The 18,572-nt window shown below is 65.4% G+C and carries 12 protein-coding genes; 11 read left to right on the forward strand and 1 reads right to left on the reverse strand.

Features of this window, described 5'->3' with window-relative positions:
- Both CAP13_RS09840 and CAP13_RS02745 read left to right on the forward strand, forming a co-directional pair.
- Positions 1–1,136, forward strand: a 1,136-nt coding sequence (locus CAP13_RS09840) for a BaiN/RdsA family NAD(P)/FAD-dependent oxidoreductase (RefSeq protein ID WP_179184902.1), incomplete at its 5' end; no start/stop codon positions are given.
- Between the two features lie 382 nt (positions 1,137–1,518).
- Positions 1,519–3,168: an NAD(P)/FAD-dependent oxidoreductase gene (locus CAP13_RS02745; protein ID WP_085830118.1), complete on the forward strand. Its 1,650-nt coding sequence runs from the start codon at positions 1,519–1,521 to the stop codon at positions 3,166–3,168.
- A 20-nt stretch (positions 3,169–3,188) separates the two neighbouring features.
- Here the strand turns inward: CAP13_RS02745 and CAP13_RS02750 are convergent, their stop codons facing one another.
- Positions 3,189–5,414: an LTA synthase family protein gene (locus tag CAP13_RS02750; RefSeq protein WP_085830119.1), complete on the reverse strand. Its 2,226-nt coding sequence runs from the start codon at positions 5,412–5,414 to the stop codon at positions 3,189–3,191.
- Positions 5,415–5,669: 255 nt separating this feature from the next.
- On the opposite strand from CAP13_RS02750, the gene uvrA reads away from it, so the two are divergent.
- The 9 genes from uvrA to CAP13_RS02795 all read left to right on the forward strand — a co-directional run bounded on the left by uvrA (position 5,670) and on the right by CAP13_RS02795 (position 18,479).
- The gene (gene uvrA, locus CAP13_RS02755) at positions 5,670–8,549 is read left to right on the forward strand and encodes an excinuclease ABC subunit UvrA (RefSeq protein ID WP_085830120.1); all 2,880 of its coding nucleotides are present in this window, start codon (positions 5,670–5,672) and stop codon (positions 8,547–8,549) included.
- A gap of 310 nt (positions 8,550–8,859) precedes the next feature.
- On the forward strand, positions 8,860–9,183 hold the full coding sequence (locus CAP13_RS02760) for a peptide chain release factor-like protein (protein WP_425429826.1): 324 nt from the start codon (positions 8,860–8,862) through the stop codon (positions 9,181–9,183).
- 203 nt (positions 9,184–9,386) lie between these two features.
- Entirely contained in the window at positions 9,387–10,256 is an 870-nt protein-coding gene (locus tag CAP13_RS02765) for a deoxyribonuclease IV (RefSeq protein WP_085830121.1), read from the forward strand.
- Between the two features lie 1,218 nt (positions 10,257–11,474).
- Positions 11,475–12,305: an ABC transporter substrate-binding protein gene (locus CAP13_RS02770; protein WP_085830122.1), complete on the forward strand. Its 831-nt coding sequence runs from the start codon at positions 11,475–11,477 to the stop codon at positions 12,303–12,305.
- A 94-nt stretch (positions 12,306–12,399) separates the two neighbouring features.
- Positions 12,400–13,767 carry an amino acid ABC transporter permease gene (locus tag CAP13_RS02775; protein WP_245798870.1) on the forward strand — a complete coding sequence of 456 codons (1,368 nt, stop codon included), beginning with the start codon at positions 12,400–12,402 and terminating at the stop codon, positions 13,765–13,767.
- A 9-nt stretch (positions 13,768–13,776) separates the two neighbouring features.
- The gene (locus tag CAP13_RS02780; RefSeq protein ID WP_085830123.1) at positions 13,777–14,559 is read left to right on the forward strand and encodes an amino acid ABC transporter ATP-binding protein; all 783 of its coding nucleotides are present in this window, start codon (positions 13,777–13,779) and stop codon (positions 14,557–14,559) included.
- A gap of 129 nt (positions 14,560–14,688) precedes the next feature.
- Positions 14,689–15,705: a ferrochelatase gene (gene hemH, locus CAP13_RS02785; protein ID WP_179184903.1), complete on the forward strand. Its 1,017-nt coding sequence runs from the start codon at positions 14,689–14,691 to the stop codon at positions 15,703–15,705.
- Positions 15,706–15,763: 58 nt separating this feature from the next.
- On the forward strand, positions 15,764–16,861 hold the full coding sequence (locus tag CAP13_RS02790) for a TIGR02452 family protein (protein ID WP_085830125.1): 1,098 nt from the start codon (positions 15,764–15,766) through the stop codon (positions 16,859–16,861).
- Between the two features lie 130 nt (positions 16,862–16,991).
- The gene (locus tag CAP13_RS02795; RefSeq protein ID WP_085830126.1) at positions 16,992–18,479 is read left to right on the forward strand and encodes a YfcC family protein; all 1,488 of its coding nucleotides are present in this window, start codon (positions 16,992–16,994) and stop codon (positions 18,477–18,479) included.
- Positions 18,480–18,572 lie beyond the last annotated feature (93 nt).

Consider the following 18,572-nt stretch of genomic DNA (forward strand, 5'->3'; position numbering starts at 1 on the left):
CCGCCGCCCCGCGTCGCACGCGCATCGTGGCCGCTCGAAGCGTGGTGCTCGCCGCAGGTGGCTCATCCGAGCGCGTGTGCGCGCTGTTCGACATCCCCCATGTCCCCGAGACCCCGGTTCTTTGCCCGATTGCCTGCGAGGTGCCAGGCCTGCCGTCCGGCTCCCTCAGCCGGGTGGACGGCCTGCGCGTGGACGGCGCCCTCACGCTGGAGCGCGATGGCGAGAAACCCTTCCGTGAGGAGGGGGAGGTGCTTTTCCGTTCCTATGGCATATCGGGGATCGTCTCCTTCGACATCTCGCGACGGGCGCGTGCGGGCGACCTTCTCGAGGTCGATCTGCTGCCGATTATCTCTCCGGAGGAGCTGCGAGAGCACCTGAGCCGCCGTGAGGGACTGCGTGGCCCGTATGCAGCCGCCGATGCGACGTGGTTCGATGGGCTGCTCGCGCGTCCTCTGGCCGGACTCATCAACGAGCTCGCAGGAGGATCGCTCGAAGCGACCGCGCGGTTCTGCCACGCGTTTCCGCTCACGGTGGCCGGCCTCACGGAGACCGGCCAGGCCCAGGTTCGGCGCGGTGGGATCCCGCTCGAGGCCGTGGAGCCCGGTACGCTTGCGGTTGCCCGCAGCGTGACGTTCGGCGCGCCCACGGCTCCCTGCGATACATCTTCTGGGACGCCTACGGTTTCCCGCGACACGTCGCCCAGTGCGTCTGCGGCTTCCCACGGAGCATCGTCCGACACGTCTGTAGCTCCCGGTAGGGCTGCGTCGCCCTGCGGCACGTCTGTAGCTCTCAGTAAAGCTGAGTCCCCCTGCGGCGCGCCCTCTGGGACGCTCGCAGCTTCCTGCAACGCGCCGTCCGGTACCCCTATAACTTCCGAGCCGTCTGAGCTTATCCGCAATGCGTCTTATATCGCACCGACAGGCTCCAAGATGCCCGCGCCTTCCCGCAATATACCTTCTATTGAGACGACCGCTTCTTATGGCGAGCACGATGAAGGACCGGGACTCTTCGCCTGCGGGGAGGCCCTGAACATGGACGCCGACTGCGGCGGCTACAACCTCGCCTGGGCCTGGCTCACCGGTCTGTGTGCCGGTTTCTCCGCCGCCAGAGCTGCCGGCAACACAGCCATCGTCTAACCATCTTGATGTGGGACCCTTCCCGTTTTCCGTCAAAAACAGGGGGTTAATTTCAATGAAAATGACGGAAACCGGGAAGTTTGTAGTTTGAGACGGATGCATGGGGAAAGGCGGCAACATGGGCAACGTGGCGAAGGCTTACGGCGGAAGTTTGTAGTTTGAGACGGCCACATGAGGAAAGGTAGCTGCATGGGGAAAGACGGCCGGATGGGAAATGTGGCGAAGGTGCGCGGCGTGAAAAGGTACGCTCAAGTGGTGGCGCAGACCCTGGCAGCGGAACCGGGCATAGGAGCCTGGCATACCATGTGAAGACCGGGCGTACCGTATGGTGCCTAAGATGGAGATACGGGCGCCGGTTTGAAGGCGTGGAAAGGCGGCGTAGATGATCGAGGTTTCGAATATACGGGTCCCCCTGGGGCGCGGCGGCTCCGAGGAGTCCCTGCTCGCCGCCGCGCGCGATGACGCCCTGCGCACGTTGGGCCTTCCCGCCTCATCGCTCTCACAGATCGAGCTGCACCGGGTGTCCGTCGACGCCCGCAGGAAGTCCGACGTCCACTTCACCGTGAGCGTCCACCTCGCGCTCACGGATCCACGGGCTGAGCAGATCGCAGTCGCCGCACTGCCCGACCGCGATGCGCGCCGCGTCCGCCTCGCGGAGAAGAACGCGCCCACCTGGCCAAGACCCGCTGCAACCACGGCGCTGCCCACCACCGCCCATCTCCGGCCCGTCGTCGTCGGAGCGGGCTGCGCGGGGCTCTTCGCGGCCCTTACCCTCGCCGAAGCCGGCCTTGAGCCCTTGCTCATCGAGCGCGGTGACGACGCCGAGCGCCGCACGGGGGCTGTTGAGCGCTTCAACGCCGTCGGCGATCTCGATCCGGAGAGCAACATCCAGTTCGGTCTCGGCGGTGCGGGCACGTTCTCAGATGGGAAGCTCACCACGGGCACCAAGAACCCGGCCCACCGCCTCATCCTCGAGACCCTGGTGGACGGCGGGGCCCCGCGCGAGATCCTCTGGGAGGCCAAGCCCCATGTGGGCTCAGACATCCTGCCGTCCGTCGTCACGCACATCGTCGCCCGCATCCGCGCGCGTGGCGGAGAGGTCAGGTTCCGCTGTCGGCTCGTCGACATCGAGCGGGATCGCGGGGGTGCGATCGCTGGCATCCGGTTGCAGACGGCCTCCGGTGAGGAGCGCGTCGCCTGCCGCGACCTCGTGCTCGCCTGCGGCCACTCGGCCCGCGACGTCTTCGAGCTCCTGCGCGACCGCGGTGTCACGCTCGCCCGAAAGACCTTCGCCATGGGCGCCCGCGTCGAGCACCTCCAGGCCGATATCGACCGCTCGCAATATGGGAGCGCGGCTGGCCATCCGGCGCTCGGTACGGCCCCCTACAAGCTCGTGGCGCACACGGACACCGGTCGCTCCCTGTTCACCTTCTGCATGTGCCCGGGCGGCGAGGTCGTCGCCGCGGCGAGCGAGCCGGGCGGCGTGGTCACCAACGGCGCGAGCCTGCACGCCCGCGCGGGGAGGAACGCCAACGCGGCCCTGCTGGTGAACGTGAACCCCCAGGACCTCCCGGGGGATGACCCGCTGGCCGGCGTCGAGCTCCAACGCGCCTGCGAGCGCCGTGCCTTCGAACTCGGCGGCGGTGTCTTCCGCGCGCCCGCCCAGCTGGTCGGCGGCTTCCTCGCAGGCGTGCCGAGCACCGGGGCCGGGGCCGTTGAGCCCACCTATCCGCGCGGGGTCGCGTGGGGGAGCGTCGAGGAGGCGCTGCCTGTCTACATCGTCGACGCCATGCGCCATGGCCTGCCTGAGCTCGCGCGCCGCCTGCGCGCCTTCGGGGCGCCGGACGCGGTACTCACCGGTGTCGAATCGCGGTCGAGCTCCCCGATCTCGGTGCCGCGCGGTGCCGACTGCGCCTCGGTGAGCACGCCGGGCCTGTTCCCCTGTGGGGAGGGTGCGGGCTATGCAGGCGGGATCATGTCAGCCGCCACCGACGGCATCCGCGTCGCGACGGCGATCATCGAACGGCGGTAGGGGGAGCCGGTCCTTGAGTCCTACCGCAGCTTGCGTGCGAACTCGAGGTACTGGATCCGCTGCTGGGCGTCGACCATCGCGGCATACGGGCTGTTCGGGTCGTCGATGGCGTAGCGCAGCCCGTCGGCTCCGAGGTAGCCGTTCGCGTTGGTGGAGACGACCTCGCTGCGGGCGGCGAGGGTTGCCTTCTGGCGGTCCGTCAGCGGGGCGCCGATGAGGTCGAGCGTGAGCGCGCCGAGGGCGTTGCCCCCGACCTCGTCATACCCGCTCTCCTGCGTCCGGCTTGCGACGTCGTAGTTCGCCCAGATGAGGAACGGCGTCTGGTAGATGCGCTGCTCGTGGGTTACCTGGTCTTCGCCGAGGTGCGTCGCATCGTTGATGTCCCTGCTGAAGGTGGGCTGGTGGTCGCCGAAGAACACGAGGACGACCGGCCTCCCGATCGACCGGAGCTCCTCGATGAAGTAGGCGAGGTCGGCTTCGGAGCGGTTGATGCAGGCAAGATAGGTGTTGAGCTGACTCACGATGTCATCCGAGAGCCCCTCCGGCGTGATCCCGGGGAGGTCCTCCTCAGGTACGGAGCCGGGCCAGTAGCCGCCGTGGTTCTGGATCGTGACGTCGAGGATGAACTGGGGGTCGGCGTCGTCGCGGAGGATCTGGAGGATCCGGTCGTAGGTGACGCGGTCTGTCGCTCCCGCGTGGTAACCGGGCGCCCCCTCAAAATCCGTCGCATCCAGGAAGGTGTCAAAACCGAGGGTATGGTAGGCACCTCTGCGGTTCCAGTTGCTGGCGAGCATGGGGTGGATTGCCGTCGTCTCATACCCGATCTGGGAGAGCTGACGGGGCAGGCTGTCTACCGTCGTGAAATCGTAGAGCTGGTAGGGGTATTTGCCGCCTCCGATGAAGGCCATCGAATTGCCGGTCAGGAACTCGAACTCCGAGTTCGCGGTGCCCCCGCCGTGAACGGGAGCCATGAAGGTGCCCTTGACCAGGCCGTCTGAGATGCTGTTGAAATACGTTGGTCCCTCGTAGCCTGCGGCCCGGACGGAATCGTAGATCGAGAGATCCGAGAAGGTCTCGTTCATGACGGCGATGACGGCCGGCCGCTCGACGCCGAATTGGACCGAGGCCTCAGCACGCTCGGGACTCGTGCCCTCGCCGGCATCGTAGGCGGCGGAGAGCCCCTCCTCAAGCTCCTGAGCCTGCGCGTCGCTGTATGCATCGGGTCGGGGGATCTCGAGATCCTGGAGGACGGTGATGAAGGCGGGGATGAACCCGATGCTGCGGTAGGTCTCGATGGGCTGCCAGCGGTTATATGAGATCCCAAGATCGCGTTCGAGGCTGGTGGCGTTGAAGTAGCCGAAGAAGCAGGCGGTGACAGCGCCCGCCAGAGCCAGGTTGGCCCCGGCGTTCACGGCGATGCCCCGCAGCCCCACGCGTTTGACCGGGCGAATGAACGAAAGGAGGCCGAGCCCCGCAGCGGTGAGCGTGATCGCGTCAAGAATGGGGATGGTGAGCAGGTAGGAGTAGCCAGCCCCCACGTCGGCCGCCGTTCCGATGGCGAGCAGGTCGCTCGGCAGGATGGCCGCGGCCTTGAACTCGACGACGAAGTGCTGGGCGACGCCGAATCCAAGGCAGGCGATGAGCACCAGGCAGCAGAGGATGCCCGTACGCTGTCCAAGGAAGTAGGCGATCGCAAGCAGGGCGAGGACCACGATGTGCGAGAAGACGTAGTAGAAGATGCCGATCTCCCTGATCTCCTCGGCATTCCAACTCGAGTCGAGCACGAAGACCCCGATCAGGGCGACGATGATGAGGATCGTGATGTCGCGAACGGCCACAAGGGCCACCCGGGGCCTTGGTGCGAGCGACGCGATCCGGTCATCCGCGGTGCCGCACAGGAGCGTGACTCCCCCGAAGAGCGCGATCAGCGCCGAGCGGCCGGCGATATCGAGCCAGCCCGCATCGGCTTCGACGGAGCCTTGGGAGATCATGATCGCGAGCAAGACGAGGAAGCCGGCGAAGGGGAGGGGCCAGAGAAACAGGCCGGCACGTAGGCCCCGCCGCGGTTGCCTGCTGGGTGGAGCAGGCTGCGCGGCCGCATGAGCTCCACGCGTTCGATCGAGCCTGGGGAGCCCCGCCCCGCGCACGCCAAGGCCCCGCGCAACGGCGAACCCCACCATCGCGATCAAGACGGCGAGCGCGATGAGAGGGATGGCGGTGTAGGCGGTCGAGGTTGTCTCGGGCATGCGGCGTCCAGTTCGTAGGGCCCTAGGGGCGTGGTCACACAATTGCTCAATATCCTCCTCGAGTACGGTGTCACTTGTCAACAAAAGGGCCTGGCGATTCGGCGAGGTGCTCCAAGGCGTAGGCCAGTGGGGCGAACATCCCTTGCACTTCCCGTGAGCACCGGCCTCCTACGAACATATGTCCGCACGATGGGGTAGACTGGTTCAACGATAGGAAAACGCTGATATCTAGCTCTTTTTTGGGGGAGCACGCACATGCCAGAATCGCCAAACATCGTCATCCGCGGCGCCCGCGAGCACAACCTGCAGGACGTGGACGTCCAAATCCCGCGCGGTAAGCTCTCGGTCATCACGGGTCTCTCCGGCTCGGGTAAGAGCTCGCTCGCCTTCGACACCATCTACGCCGAGGGCCAGCGCCGTTACGTGGAGTCGCTGTCCAGCTACGCCCGCCAGTTCCTCGGCCAGATGGACAAGCCGGACCTCGACTCCATCGACGGCCTCTCCCCGGCTGTCTCCATCGATCAGAAGACCACCTCCAAGAACCCGCGCTCCACGGTGGGCACGGTCACGGAGATCTATGACTACCTGCGCCTGCTGTTCGCGCGGGTGGGCACCCCGCACTGCCCTGAGTGCGGCCGCGTGATCGAGCGCCAGACCACCGACCAGGTGGCCGATAAGATCCTCGAGGCCGGTCAGGGTCAGCGCGCCTTCGTGCTCGCGCCGGTCGTCCAAGGCCGCAAGGGTGAGTACACCAAGCTCCTCGACGACCTGCGCCGCGAGGGCTTCTCGCGTGTGCGCATCGACGGCGAGGTGCGCCAGCTCGACGATCCCATCGAGCTCGATAAGAAGTTCAAGCACACCATCGAGGTGGTGGTGGACCGCATCGTCATCCGCGAGGACAGCCTCGGCCGCATCGCGGAGTCCGTCGAGCAGGCAACCAAGCTCGCCCAGGGCAATGTGGCCGTGTACCTCCTGCCCAGCCGCGATGCGCCGGAGGGCACCGAGGGGGAGCTGCTCCAGTACTCCCTCGCCCTCGCCTGTCCCGAGCACGGCCACTCCATCGACGACCTCCAGCCGCGCGACTTCTCCTTCAACGCCCCCTATGGCGCCTGCCCCGAGTGCGATGGCCTGGGGTTCAAGAAGATCGTGGACGCCGAGGCCCTGATCGAGGACCCGGGCCTCTCAATCAACGAGGGCGTCTTCGGCAGCTTCTTCGGCAAGTCGAACTACTACCCTCAGATCTTCCGTGCCCTCTGCGCGCACCTGGGTGTTAGCCCCGACACCCCCTGGAAAGACCTCCCGGCCCGCGTGCGCCGCGTCTTCCTCGATGGCCTCGGCGAGAAGAAGATGCGCGTCGACTACCACACTCAGGACGGCCGTGATACGCACTGGTTCACCAAGTACTCGGGCGTGCGCAACATCCTCTACGAGCGCTTCATCGAGTCCACGAACGAGAACACCAAGGCGAAACTTGAGAAGTACATCCGCGAGGAGCCTTGCAGCTCCTGCCACGGCGCCCGTCTCCGCCCGGAGATGCTTGCTGTCACGGTGGGGGAGAAGTCGATTTACGAGGTCTGCTGCATGTCGTGCCGTGAGAGCCTCGGCTTCTTCCAGGACCTTGAGCTCACCGAGCGCCAGCAGTTCATCGGTGGGCGCATCGTCAAGGAGATCATCGAGCGCCTCCGCTTCCTGGTCGACGTGGGCCTCGACTACCTCACGCTCGATCGCGCCTCGGCAACCCTCTCGGGCGGCGAGGCCCAGCGCATTCGCCTGGCCACACAGATCGGCGCGGGCCTCATGGGCGTACTCTATATCCTCGATGAGCCCTCGATCGGTCTCCATCAGCGCGATAACGAGCGGCTCATCGCCACGCTCGAGCGCTTGCGCGATATCGGCAACACCGTCATCGTCGTCGAGCACGATGAGGACACCATTCGCGCGGCCGACTACGTGATCGACATGGGACCGGGTGCCGGCGAGCACGGCGGCAAGGTGGTCGCAGCCGGAACGCCCGAGGAGATCATGGCCTGCCCCGATTCGCTCACCGGGCGCTACCTCACCGGAAAGCAGATGATCCGCGTGCCCGAGAAGCGCCGGAAGCCGGGTCGCGGGGCCCTGAAGGTCACAGGCGCCTCCTGCAACAATCTCAAGAACGTGTCGGCGAAGATCGAGTTCGGAACGTTCACGGTGGTCACGGGCGTGTCCGGCTCAGGCAAGTCGAGCCTCGTCACCGACACCATCGCGCCGGCGCTCACCAACGCCATCCACCGGTCCGGCCGCCCCGTGGGGAAGTACAAGAAGCTCGAGGGGATCGAGAACATCGACAAGGTGATCGACATCGATCAGTCACCCATCGGACGCACGCCACGGTCGAACCCGGCCACCTACATCGGGCTCTGGGACGATCTGCGGTCGCTCTTCGCGAGCGTGCCCGAGTCGAAGGCGCGCGGCTACTCGCCGGGCCGCTTCTCGTTCAACGTGTCCGGCGGTCGCTGCGAGGCCTGCAAGGGCGACGGTCAGATCAAGATCGAGATGCACTTCCTGCCCGACCTCTACGTCCCCTGCGAGGTTTGCGGCGGCAAGCGCTACAACCGCGAGACGCTCGAGGTCACCTACCGTGGCAAGTCCATCTCCGACGTGCTCGACATGAGCGTGACCGAGGCGCTCGGCTTCTTCGGGAGCATCCCACAGATCAAGCGCAAGCTGCAGACCCTGTTCGACGTCGGCCTGGGCTACGTCCGCCTGGGCCAGCCGGCCACGACCCTCTCGGGCGGTGAGGCCCAGCGTGTGAAGCTCGCGAAGGAGCTGCACCGCAAGCAGACGGGCAAGACCTTCTACATCCTCGACGAGCCCACCACGGGCCTGCACTTTGACGACGTCCGTCAGCTCATCGATGTGCTCCAGCGCCTGGTAGACGCGGGCAACACGGTCCTCGTGATCGAGCACAACCTCGATGTCATCAAGGTCGCCGACCGCCTGATCGACATGGGCCCCGAGGGCGGCTCGGGCGGTGGCACCGTGGTGGTGTCGGGGACGCCTGAGCAGGTGGCGAAGTGCGAGAAGAGCTATACGGGACGGTTCCTGGGGCCGCTGCTCGCCCGCGACCGTGAGCGGCAGAAAGCGCTGGCGGAGTAAGGACCGTGAGGGATGGCGGCGTCAGCAGACACAGGCGCCGCCGCCGTCTCTCCAGATGACGCGGCTCCGGGCTCACAGAGGGCCAGGGCGTCTTGGAGCCAGGTGGACGGGAAACCTGGTTGTTGGACCGGGCGTGCGTGGGATCGAGTTGGGTATGGGCCGGTCGCATGGCGGTCCGGCCTATCTCATCGGTCTGTATCGCGCCCGCGGGTTCCGGAGCCTGGAGGCTATCGGTACCTGGGGTAGGATGGACGGCATGGATAACGAGGCGTTCACATACCGAGACTACGCTGTCTGGGCGGCCCTCCCGATGGAGGAGCTCGCCCGGGACTGCGACCTGCAAGTGTTCCGAGCGACGGGCCCCGGTGGCCAGGGAGTCAACACCACGGATTCAGCGGTGCGACTCACCCATCGGCCGTCGGGGATCTCCGTCATGGCGCGTGAGTCGCGCAGCCAGTGGCAGAACCGCCAACGAGCCCTGCGAAAGCTGCGCGAGATCCTCGAGCGTCGCGCCGTCCCGCCAACGCCGCGTCGCGCCACCAAACCCAGCCGCGGGTCCCAAGAGCGCCGTCTCGCTGGCAAACACCGCCGATCAGAGGTGAAGCGCTTACGGCGTAGGCCCCTGGATGAATGACGTGCGGAGTGTTTCAGCCTCAGATCATCGGCGCCCGCCTGGCCTCTGTCGCGTGATGGGTTCGAGCTCTTCATCGACCCACAACGCTCACGGTGCGCGATCCGCTTCGATTGGCCAGCACCATGCGTGGGGGTAACCCCCGCCTCCGCCATGAGCGGGGCAGCACGTTCCGCACCTCGTCTCGCACTACGTAAGGAGCCCGTATGCTCACCATCGGATGCCATCTCTCCTCAGCGAAGGGCTATGCGGCCATGGGCGACGCCGCCCTTTCGATCAAGGCCAGCACCTTCGCCTTCTTCACGCGCAACCCGCGTGGCGGCAGCATTCGCGCTCTGGACCCCGATGACGTGGCCGCCCTCTCCGCGACGCTCAGAGAGCAGGGGTTCGGACCGCTTGTCGCTCATGCTCCGTACGCGTATAACGCCTGTTCAGCCAAGGACCGTGCCTGCGAGTTCGCCCGCGAGGCCATGGCCGAGGACCTGCGTCGCCTTGAGTCCTTGCCGGGGAATTACTACAACTTCCATCCGGGTGCCCACACCGGGCAGGGTCGCGAGCGCGGTATCGAGCTCATCGCCGAGGCACTGTGCGAGGTCATGTTCGAGGGCCAGCGCACGACCGTCCTCCTTGAGACCATGGCGGGGAAAGGGACTGAGGTCGGTGGGCGGTTCGAGGACCTCGCGGCCATCATCGCGCGGGTGGGGGCGGTTGCACCGTCCCTTGCGGACAAGCTCGGCGTCTGCCTTGACACCTGTCATGTACACGATGCCGGATACGATATCGTGCACGACCTTGACGGCGTGCTCGCGGAGTTTGACCGCGTCATCGGCCTCGATCGCCTCCGCGCCATTCATATTAACGACTCGAAGAATCCGTGCGGCGCGGCGAAGGACCGGCATGCACGGATCGGTGAGGGCTACCTGGGATCCCCTGAATTGGGCGGCGGCCTCGATGTGTTTGAGCGCATCGTGACCCACCCCGCCCTTCGCGACCTGCCCTTCATCTTGGAGACGCCCCATGATGAGCTGGCGGGGTACGCTTGTGAGATCGAGCTCCTACGAGGTCTCGCGGGATAAGGCGCGCGATCCGGCGCGGAAGCAGCTCCGTCGGCCTGTTGGCAGCCCGGCAGGCTTTGGGTGGCTCTGTTGATCCGTGTTCGGCCCAATCGGCCAGGTGCGGCGCCGTTGGCCCTCGGGCGATTCAACCGGCCAGTGCGGATCCGTTGATCTGCAGACGACTCAACCGGCCGCGTGGGGCTTAATTGATCCGCTGGCAGTCCAACCGGCCAAAGGCGCTGTCATTGATCTGCGGACAACTCAACTGGTCACATGCTCGGCTCCATTGATCCGCAGGCAGCTCGACCGGTCCTGGACGCTCCGTTGGCGGCTCGACTAGTTTTGGGTGCGTTGTTGGTCCGCTGGCATCTCAAGAGGCCTTGGACTTCGCCGTCGGTCATGGACCCGCTTGTCTCCAAGATTTCGGAAGCGATCGGGCGGGCCCTGTGGGATTCGCGCGTGCTCGCGAAGTCATATCAGAGGCCAGCGCGGGCGGCAGAATTGCATTTCTTTGAGCTATGCATAGGCATTTGAGGACGGTCTCAGTTGGAAAGAGAAAAGACCAGGTCAACCATGGTGCAATATCGTGCGTTATGCATAAGAGGGTTCATAACTCGGCCTTTTCCGCCGTGAATCTATTCATATCTCAAGAAAATGCAATTTTTAGATGTGGAGCGGTTTGCCAATCGACTCCTATGCGGTGCCGCTTCGGCATGACGGACGTGCGCCGACAGACCTGTAAACGAGAGCTGTAAGACAAAAGGACGCTAAGCCGATGTAGGCATCCTCAATTGGGCAGGCGGCACATTGCTGTCAGCTTGCATGCGCGGCCGACCACGGGCGGGTTAACGCATCAGTCACGCCCATAAGTGAAATGGAGCGGGCGGTGCGGTTGACCATGCGCGTCACCCCTGTATCGGAAATATTCACCATGTTCGGGTGCTCACCGCCTCCTCCACGTTCATGCCCGCTCAAGTGAATGCCAGCGATGCAGGGGGGAATCCCTCCCATTTTCGGGAGCCGGGCAACCACGGGCTCGAGCAAATAAAATCCAAATTTTACCGCTCTAAATCTAATAATATGCGTTTATGCGTACTAAGATCGCTCCATAAACCTCATCATCTGACATACGATCGAAACAATTTGAGATCCCATTTGCCAGTAAATCCAAATATAAGCATAATCGTTTGCGTTTTAATCGACCTGATCAAGACGCATCAGGAACCAGAAGGAGCAGACATGGGGAAGCATAAGAAGTTCGGAGCGTTCGTGGCGGGTGTCGCCGCAGTCGCATCGCTCGCGCTTGTCGGATGCGGTGGCAGCACGACCGCTGCATCCGGTTCGAGCGCGGACACGTCAAGTGCGAGCGGGTACACGCTGGTGACCGATGGCAAGCTCACCGTGGGCACCTCGGCCGACTACGCGCCCTTCGAGTACATGGAAGACGGCGAATACAAGGGCTTCGATCTCGACCTGATCACCAAGATCGCCGAGAAGCTGGGCCTCGAGGTCGAGATCAAGAACGTTGACTTCGACTCCATCGTGCCGGGAGTGGCCTCGGGCGCGAAGTACGACGTGGGCGTCGCCTCCATCACGGTCACGCCGGACCGCAAGAAGCAGGTCGATTTCACGGACTCCTATTACATGGACGACCAGGCCATCGTCACGATGAAGAGCGACACCGCCGTCACGGCCGACAACTACGCCGAGGCTCTCAACTCAGCCGATGTCAAGATCGCCGTCCAGTCCGGCTCCACGGCCGAGGCGTTCGCCAAGGAGAACTTCCTCAAGGCCACGCTCGTGCCCTTCAAGGACGCCACCGACTGCTACTCGGCGCTCCAGGCCGGCCAGGCGAACGCGATCGTCTCCAACCGCTCCGTCGCCGGGCAGATGGTTGCGGGCAACTTCGACAACGAGCAGGTGATCAAGCAGATCTCGACCGGCGAGGAGTACTCGATCGCCGTCGGAAAGGACAACACTGCGCTCAAGGATGCCATCAACGACGCGATCAAGGAGCTCACCGACGACGGCACCATCGATGCCCTGATGGCGCAGTACAACATCAAGTAACAGGGGCGCCAAACGAGACCTCACGAGAAGGATCAAGGCGGCCCGCACTGCAGCTGTGCGGGCCGCGCGCATGAACAGGAGTGAAGGAGACATCGTGGACACGACGTACGGGATGACATGGAGCAGATGGACGGCGCCCTCAGGTGGGGGGATCCGACGCCGCCTCGCCGCACTCATCTTCGGCCTCGCGCTCATCGGCGCGTTCCTCCTGTGCGCGCCCGCACCGGCAACCGCCCTCGAGGTGGCGAAGCTCAGCGCCCAGCCAAACACCGACGCGGGCAGCGACGTGGTCGGTGGGGTCGACACGCGGATCACCTGGGAGGTCCAAGCCGATCCAGATGAGTCTCTCACTGGTTTCTTTCTCGCCCTGCCCACCGGCACCGCCTACACCACTGAGGACGCGCGCGTGACCATCCTCTCCGGCGCCGACCTCATGGACCGCACCTTCGTAAAGGCGACCTACGACGAGGCGGGGGAGACCCTGCACGTCAGCTTCCCCGAGCCCGCGCCTGCCGGATCCTACATCCGCTTCGAACTCTACGGCGTCAAGTTCCCCGTCTCCGGCGGCGCGATGCAGCTCTCGGGAAGCTATGAGCTTGAAGATGGCGGCAACAAGGACGTCTCCGGCATGCCGACCCTGCAGGTGCGCGAGACCTCGCTCACCGAGCAGCTCGAGAGCTATCTCGAGGCGCAGCCCTTGGTCCAGGCATGGAACGCCAACCGGTTCCTGCGTTTGTTCCTGAACCCGCTGCTCATCGTCACGAGCCTGCCGATCATCTTCTCCGGCTTCCTGATGGCGCTCGCCATCGTCATCGTTGCCTTCCCGCTCGCGATCCCCTTCGGGTTCCTGCTCTCGCTCATGCGCATCTCAAAGTCCCGGATCCTGCGTCTTGTCGCCGGCCTCTACGTGAACCTCATCCGCGGCACGCCGGCGTTTCTGCAGATCTACATCGCCTTCTTCGGCCTGCCGCTGGCGGGACTCAACATGGACAACTACCCACTCGGCGTCATCGTCATGGCGATGAACTCCGCAGCCTACCTCTGCGAGATCTTCCGCGCCGGCATCCAGGCGGTGCCTGTAGGGCAGGGTGAGGCGGCCCGTTCGCTTGGTATGACGGGCGCGCAGACCATGATCTCGATCATCATCCCGCAGACCTTCCGGAACGTCATCCCGACCCTCACCAGCGAGTTCATACTGCTCTACAAGGACACCTCGCTTCTTGCCGCCGTGGGCGTCATGGAGATCGTGATGTATGCGAAGACCGTCGTTGCCACCACGGGGTCGATCACGCCCTATGTGGTTGCAGCCTTGTTCTACCTGGTGGTGACCTTGCCGCTCGCGCACATGGTGGGGCGTCTGGAGATCCGGCTGCGCCGTGGCGGCCCGCGCCCGGGGAAACTCGCCAAGCAGGCGCCGGCAGTGGCCGTGGGCGCCACGCCCGATCAGATCTCGAGCCTGTAGGAGGATGAGATGAGCCAGATGAGCAGTTTGCAATCCACCGTGTCTGCGCCGGGGGAGACCGCCGACCCGATCGTGAGCATCAAGGGGCTCGAGAAGAGCTACGGCGGCAACGTGGTGCTGCGCGGAATCGACCTCGACGTCCATGCAGGCGAGGTCGTGGTGGTCCTCGGCCCGAGCGGATCGGGGAAGTCGACGATGCTGCGCTGCATCAACCGGCTGGAGGAGCCGACAGCCGGTCAGATCATCTTCGAGGGGACCGACATCACGGCGAAGGGCACTGACATCAACGCCGTCAGGCGCCGCCTCGGTATGGTCTTCCAGCAGTTCAACCTCTTTCCCCATCTGAACGTGTGCAAGAACGTCATGATCGCCCAGCAGAAGGTGCTCAAGCGCAGCGCCGAGGAGGCCCGTCGCGTCGCCATCGAGGAGCTCACGCGTGTCGGCCTCGCCGACCGCATCGATTTCATGCCGTCCCAGCTCTCCGGCGGCCAGCAGCAGCGCGTCGCCATCGCACGCGCCCTGGCCATGAACCCGAGCGTGATGCTCTTCGATGAGGCCACCAGCGCGCTCGACCCCGAGCTCGTCCGCGATGTCCTCGCCGTCATGCGCGACCTTGCCCGTCAGGGCATGACCATGATCGTGGTGACCCATGAGATGGGGTTCGCCCGTGAGGTGGCTGACCGCGTCATCTTCATGGACGGGGGCGTGATCGTGGAGGAGGGGACCCCGGATCAGGTCTTCGACCATCCGGCTTCAGAGCGGACCCGTGACTTCATAGGCCATATCGCGTAGGACAGCTGCGCCCAGTGGGGGTATCATCCTCTTTACCACATGAACGAGCGGACTCCAGAGTACGGTGCCCGCGCGGTTTTATGCGCGCACGACGTGCGCGCGGCCCAAAGGGGCAGCGAGGGGGGATACATGCGCACAGGGGGACGCGTCGGCGTGCTGCTCGTCAACACGGGCTCGCCGTCGGCCCCGGAGGCAGAGGCGGTCAAGGCCTACCTCGCCGAGTTCCTTATGGACCCCTGCGTACGCCCCTGCCCGGCGCCCATCTGGTGGCCGATCCTGCATCTCTGCATCCTGCCGACCCGGAAGAGGCGCTCCGCCGCCAAGTACCGGTTGATCTGGCGGGAGGAAGGCGCCCCGCTGATCGTCGGTGCGCGGAACCTTGCCGCACGCGCCGAGGAGACGCTGGTCTCCGTTGACCTCGCCCCGCAGGACGCCGCTCCGCTCGTGCGGGCGGCCATGAGCTATGGGGAGCCGAGCATCGCGGATGCCCTCGTGGAGCTTCGTGCGGCGGGCTGCACCCGGCTCGTCGTGATTCCGCTTTACCCGCAAAGTGCAACCTCCACCACCGGCGCGGTCTTACGTCGGGTGCGGTCGGCTCTGGAGGCGATCGCCTGGAAACCCTCTGTGCACGAGGTGTCGTCGTACGGCGACAACCCCATCTACCTTGACGCCCTGGCGGCAAGGATTGAGGAGGTGGGGTTCGATCCCGCGCGCGACCGCCTGATGTTCAGCTTCCATGCCGTGCCCCAGCCTGATATCAAGGCCGGTGACACCTACCCCGATCAGGTGCGGGAAACCTGCCGGGCCGTGGCGGCGCGCCTCGGTATCGACACCGGTCGCTGGACCCTCTCCTTTCAATCCCCGTTCGCCGACGGCCGGCTCTGGCACGGTCCGTTCACGACGGAGATCCTGGAGGACGTGGCCGCGCGCTGCGAGGGGCGGCTGTTCTTCATCTGTCCGGGCTTCTCGATCGATTGCCTGGAGACCCTTTACGACGTTGAGCATGTTTTCAGCGAGCGCGCTCGCGCGGCCTTTCCCAAGGACGGCGGGGGTCACGGTTTCGTGTACGTGCCCTGCTTGAACGATTCGGATGCCGCCGCTCGGCTGATGGCGGATCTGGCGGCCCGCGCCGCGGGGCTTCGCTGACCCCGCCCTTCGTCCGTGCTACCATCGGGTTCATACCGACTTCGATGAAGGGGGCACCATGGCGGAGGATCGCAGGCGCAGGCAGGGCAACCGGGGTCAGGCGAGTGGACGGCGCGATACCCGGGCGCGTGAGGCGGAGCGGCACATCGCCGCGATGGCGTCGCGTTTTGGCCGGGAGATCGAGTCCTCTGTGGCGGGCATCCGCGCCTACGACGGCATCCCGCGGGGGAAGAACGCGCCGCGGCCCGTGGCCGCGCCGGTCGCGCCCGAAGTCGAGGGCGAACCTGAGGCCGCGAGCGCGCTCGAGGTGTCGACGCTTGCCGCCGAGGACTCCGTGACCGGGGTCCCCGCTGCAGGGGAGACCCCGACAACCGAGGCAGAGGCAGTGCCCGCCGAGCCTGCGCTGCCCCTCCCGAAGATCTCCGTCGTTGCTCAGGACAGCGTCACCGCCATCCTGGAGCGCGGCCGCGGCCGCGCCCAATTCTGCGACCTCGCGGTCCTCGACTTCGCCTCCTTCGTGAGTCCGGGCGGCGGCTACGATCGCGGGGCCTGGGCCCAGGAGGAGGCGCTCTGCGGCGAGTCCTTCCTCTACAACGTGCTCACGACCCAGCGGTCCTGGTACGGCGAGAACCGGCGCCGCAACATCAACTGCGAGCTCTACCGCAACCGCGCCCTCGCGGTGCCCGCGGTGCGCTTCTCCCGCGACAAGGTGCACGCCTATGCCGACGTGATCGTGGCGGCGGCCCCCAACGCCCGTCGCGCCCGCGAGGAGTACCGCGTCGACGACGCGGCCCTCATCACCGCTCTCAACGAGCGCATCCGTCTCGTGCTCGCCATCGCGGACGATCTCGGTCATGAGAAGCTGATCCTCGGCGCCTTCGGCTGCGGCGTCTTCGGGTGGGATGCCCAGCTGGTCGCCGAGGCGTTCCGCGCGGAGCTCGCCCGGGGGACCCATGTCGCCACCGAGGTCATCTTCGCGATCCCACGCACCAGCTATGAGGAGCACCTCGCTGTCTTCGAGCACGCCTTCGCGACCTTCCCGGAGCGGAACCCCGAGACCTATGCGGACGCGGCCGCCCGCGCGGCATCGGCCCGCGAGGCCTCAGCAGCCGAAGAAGACGACGAGGATGAGGATGACTGGCGTCGTTACCTCTGAGACTCCCTGTGTGAAACCTCGTTCAGGCACCCCTAAAAACCGACCGTTCATGAATCTTCTTATGGCGTTATGCACGCGGTCTGTTAGGATGGCAGTCACGTCTGTCGTCGCGGATTCCAAGGAGGCTGGCATGGCATCAGAAGCGGACACGTCAAACGGGTCTGGCAAACAGCGGGTGATGATCTCCTCATACACCTTGTTGATCATCATCACGGTGGTGATCGGGCTCGCGACCATCGTCCTTTCCCGGTTCATCCCGGGGATCACGCCGGCCTCCATCTCGGACATCCTCGTCTCGCCGATCTCGGGCTTCCTCGATGGCATCGAGATCTCGCTCTTCCTGCTCATCATGGGCGGGTGCTTAGGCATCGTGAACCGCCTAGGCGCCCTCGATGCCGGCATCGCGGCCCTCGTGAAATCCCTGCACGGTAGGGAGAACCTGCTGATAGCCGCCGTCATGGCGGTGTTCGCCATCCTCGGCTCGACCTACGGATTCTGCGAGGAGACCATCCCGTTTTACGCTCTGCTCTCGGCTGCGCTCTTTGCGGCGGGCTTCGACACCGTGGTCGCCTCGGCGACGGTGCTGTTCGGCGCCGGTGTCGGCTGCCTCGGCTCAACGGTGAACCCGTTCGCCGTGGGCGCCGCCATCGATGCACTGGCGAGTGTCGGCATCGAGGCGAACCAGGGCATCGTGATCATCCTGGGTGCGATTCTGACCGTGGTCTCCTACATCATCTCGCTCGCCTGCATCCTCACCTACGGCAACAAGGTGCGCCGCGACAAGGGCTCGACGATCCTCAGCCTGCAGGAGCAGAAGGAGAGCGAGGAGGCCTACGGCGAGAGGGCCGGGGACAAGGCCGTGGCCATGCCCGAGTTCACCCGGAAGCGCAAGATCGCCCTCGCGATGTTCGGCATCTCGTTCCTGGTCATGATCTGCGGGTTCGTTCCGTGGAGCGACTTCGGTGTGAACATCTTCACCGCGGGCGGTGTCTACGACGCGGCGACGGAGACCTGGACGCAGATGCCCTGGAGCGGCCTCATCACCGGCCACCCGATCGGGGAGTGGTACTTCAACGACGCCTCGGTCTGGTTCTTCATCATGGCGATCGTCATCGGCGTGTCCGGTGGTCTGCGCGAGAACGAGATCGTCGACGGCTTCCTCGACGGCGCCGGCGAGATGATCGGTGTCGCGCTCATGGTGGGCCTCTCCCGCGCCATCTCGATCCTCATGGGCCAGACCGGGCTCGACCGCGTGATCCTCGAGAGCGCCTCGCACGCGCTCCAGGGCACGAGTGCGCTCGTCTTCGGCCCCCTGAGCTACCTCGTGTACCTCGGGCTCTCCGTGGTCATCACCTCCACCTCGGCGCTCGCCAACATCTCGATGCCGATTCTGGGTCCGCTCGCCCACAACCTGGGCTTCTCGCCCGAGGTGATCATCGCGATCTTCTCCGCTGCCAACGGCCTCGCGAACCTGTTCAGCCCGACGGCGGTCTTCCTGCCGGGTCTTCTGCTCGCACGTGTCACGTATCCCACCTGGCTGAAGTGGGCGGCCCGTCCCATCATCATGATCGCGGTGGCGAGCGTGGTGGTCACAACCGCCGCATTGCTGATCCTATAGGCACCCCCTTTGCAGGCCGCTGCGCTCGGCAGGGGTGAGTTGCTCTACACGACCCCGCTCTCTACTCGGAGGGCGGGGTCTTTTCCATCTACC

The sequence above is a fragment of the Collinsella vaginalis genome (genome assembly GCF_900176655.1).
Taxonomy (GTDB): domain Bacteria; phylum Actinomycetota; class Coriobacteriia; order Coriobacteriales; family Coriobacteriaceae; genus Collinsella; species Collinsella vaginalis.

Bases quoted from the DNA above. Each gene is read 5' to 3' on its own strand.
- uvrA (WP_085830120.1), top strand. From the start codon at position 5,670: ATGCCAGAATCGCCAAACATCGTCATCCGCGGCGCCCGCGAGCACAAC.
- CAP13_RS02760 (WP_425429826.1), top strand. From the start codon at position 8,860: ATGGAGGAGCTCGCCCGGGACTGCGACCTGCAAGTGTTCCGAGCGACG.
- CAP13_RS02795 (WP_085830126.1), top strand. From the start codon at position 16,992: ATGGCATCAGAAGCGGACACGTCAAACGGGTCTGGCAAACAGCGGGTG.
- CAP13_RS02745 (WP_085830118.1), top strand. From the start codon at position 1,519: ATGATCGAGGTTTCGAATATACGGGTCCCCCTGGGGCGCGGCGGCTCC.
- CAP13_RS02780 (WP_085830123.1), top strand. From the start codon at position 13,777: ATGAGCCAGATGAGCAGTTTGCAATCCACCGTGTCTGCGCCGGGGGAG.
- hemH (WP_179184903.1), top strand. From the start codon at position 14,689: ATGCGCACAGGGGGACGCGTCGGCGTGCTGCTCGTCAACACGGGCTCG.
- CAP13_RS02770 (WP_085830122.1), top strand. From the start codon at position 11,475: ATGGGGAAGCATAAGAAGTTCGGAGCGTTCGTGGCGGGTGTCGCCGCA.
- CAP13_RS02765 (WP_085830121.1), top strand. From the start codon at position 9,387: ATGCTCACCATCGGATGCCATCTCTCCTCAGCGAAGGGCTATGCGGCC.
- CAP13_RS02750 (WP_085830119.1), bottom strand. From the start codon at position 5,414: ATGCCCGAGACAACCTCGACCGCCTACACCGCCATCCCTCTCATCGCG.
- CAP13_RS02790 (WP_085830125.1), top strand. From the start codon at position 15,764: ATGGCGGAGGATCGCAGGCGCAGGCAGGGCAACCGGGGTCAGGCGAGT.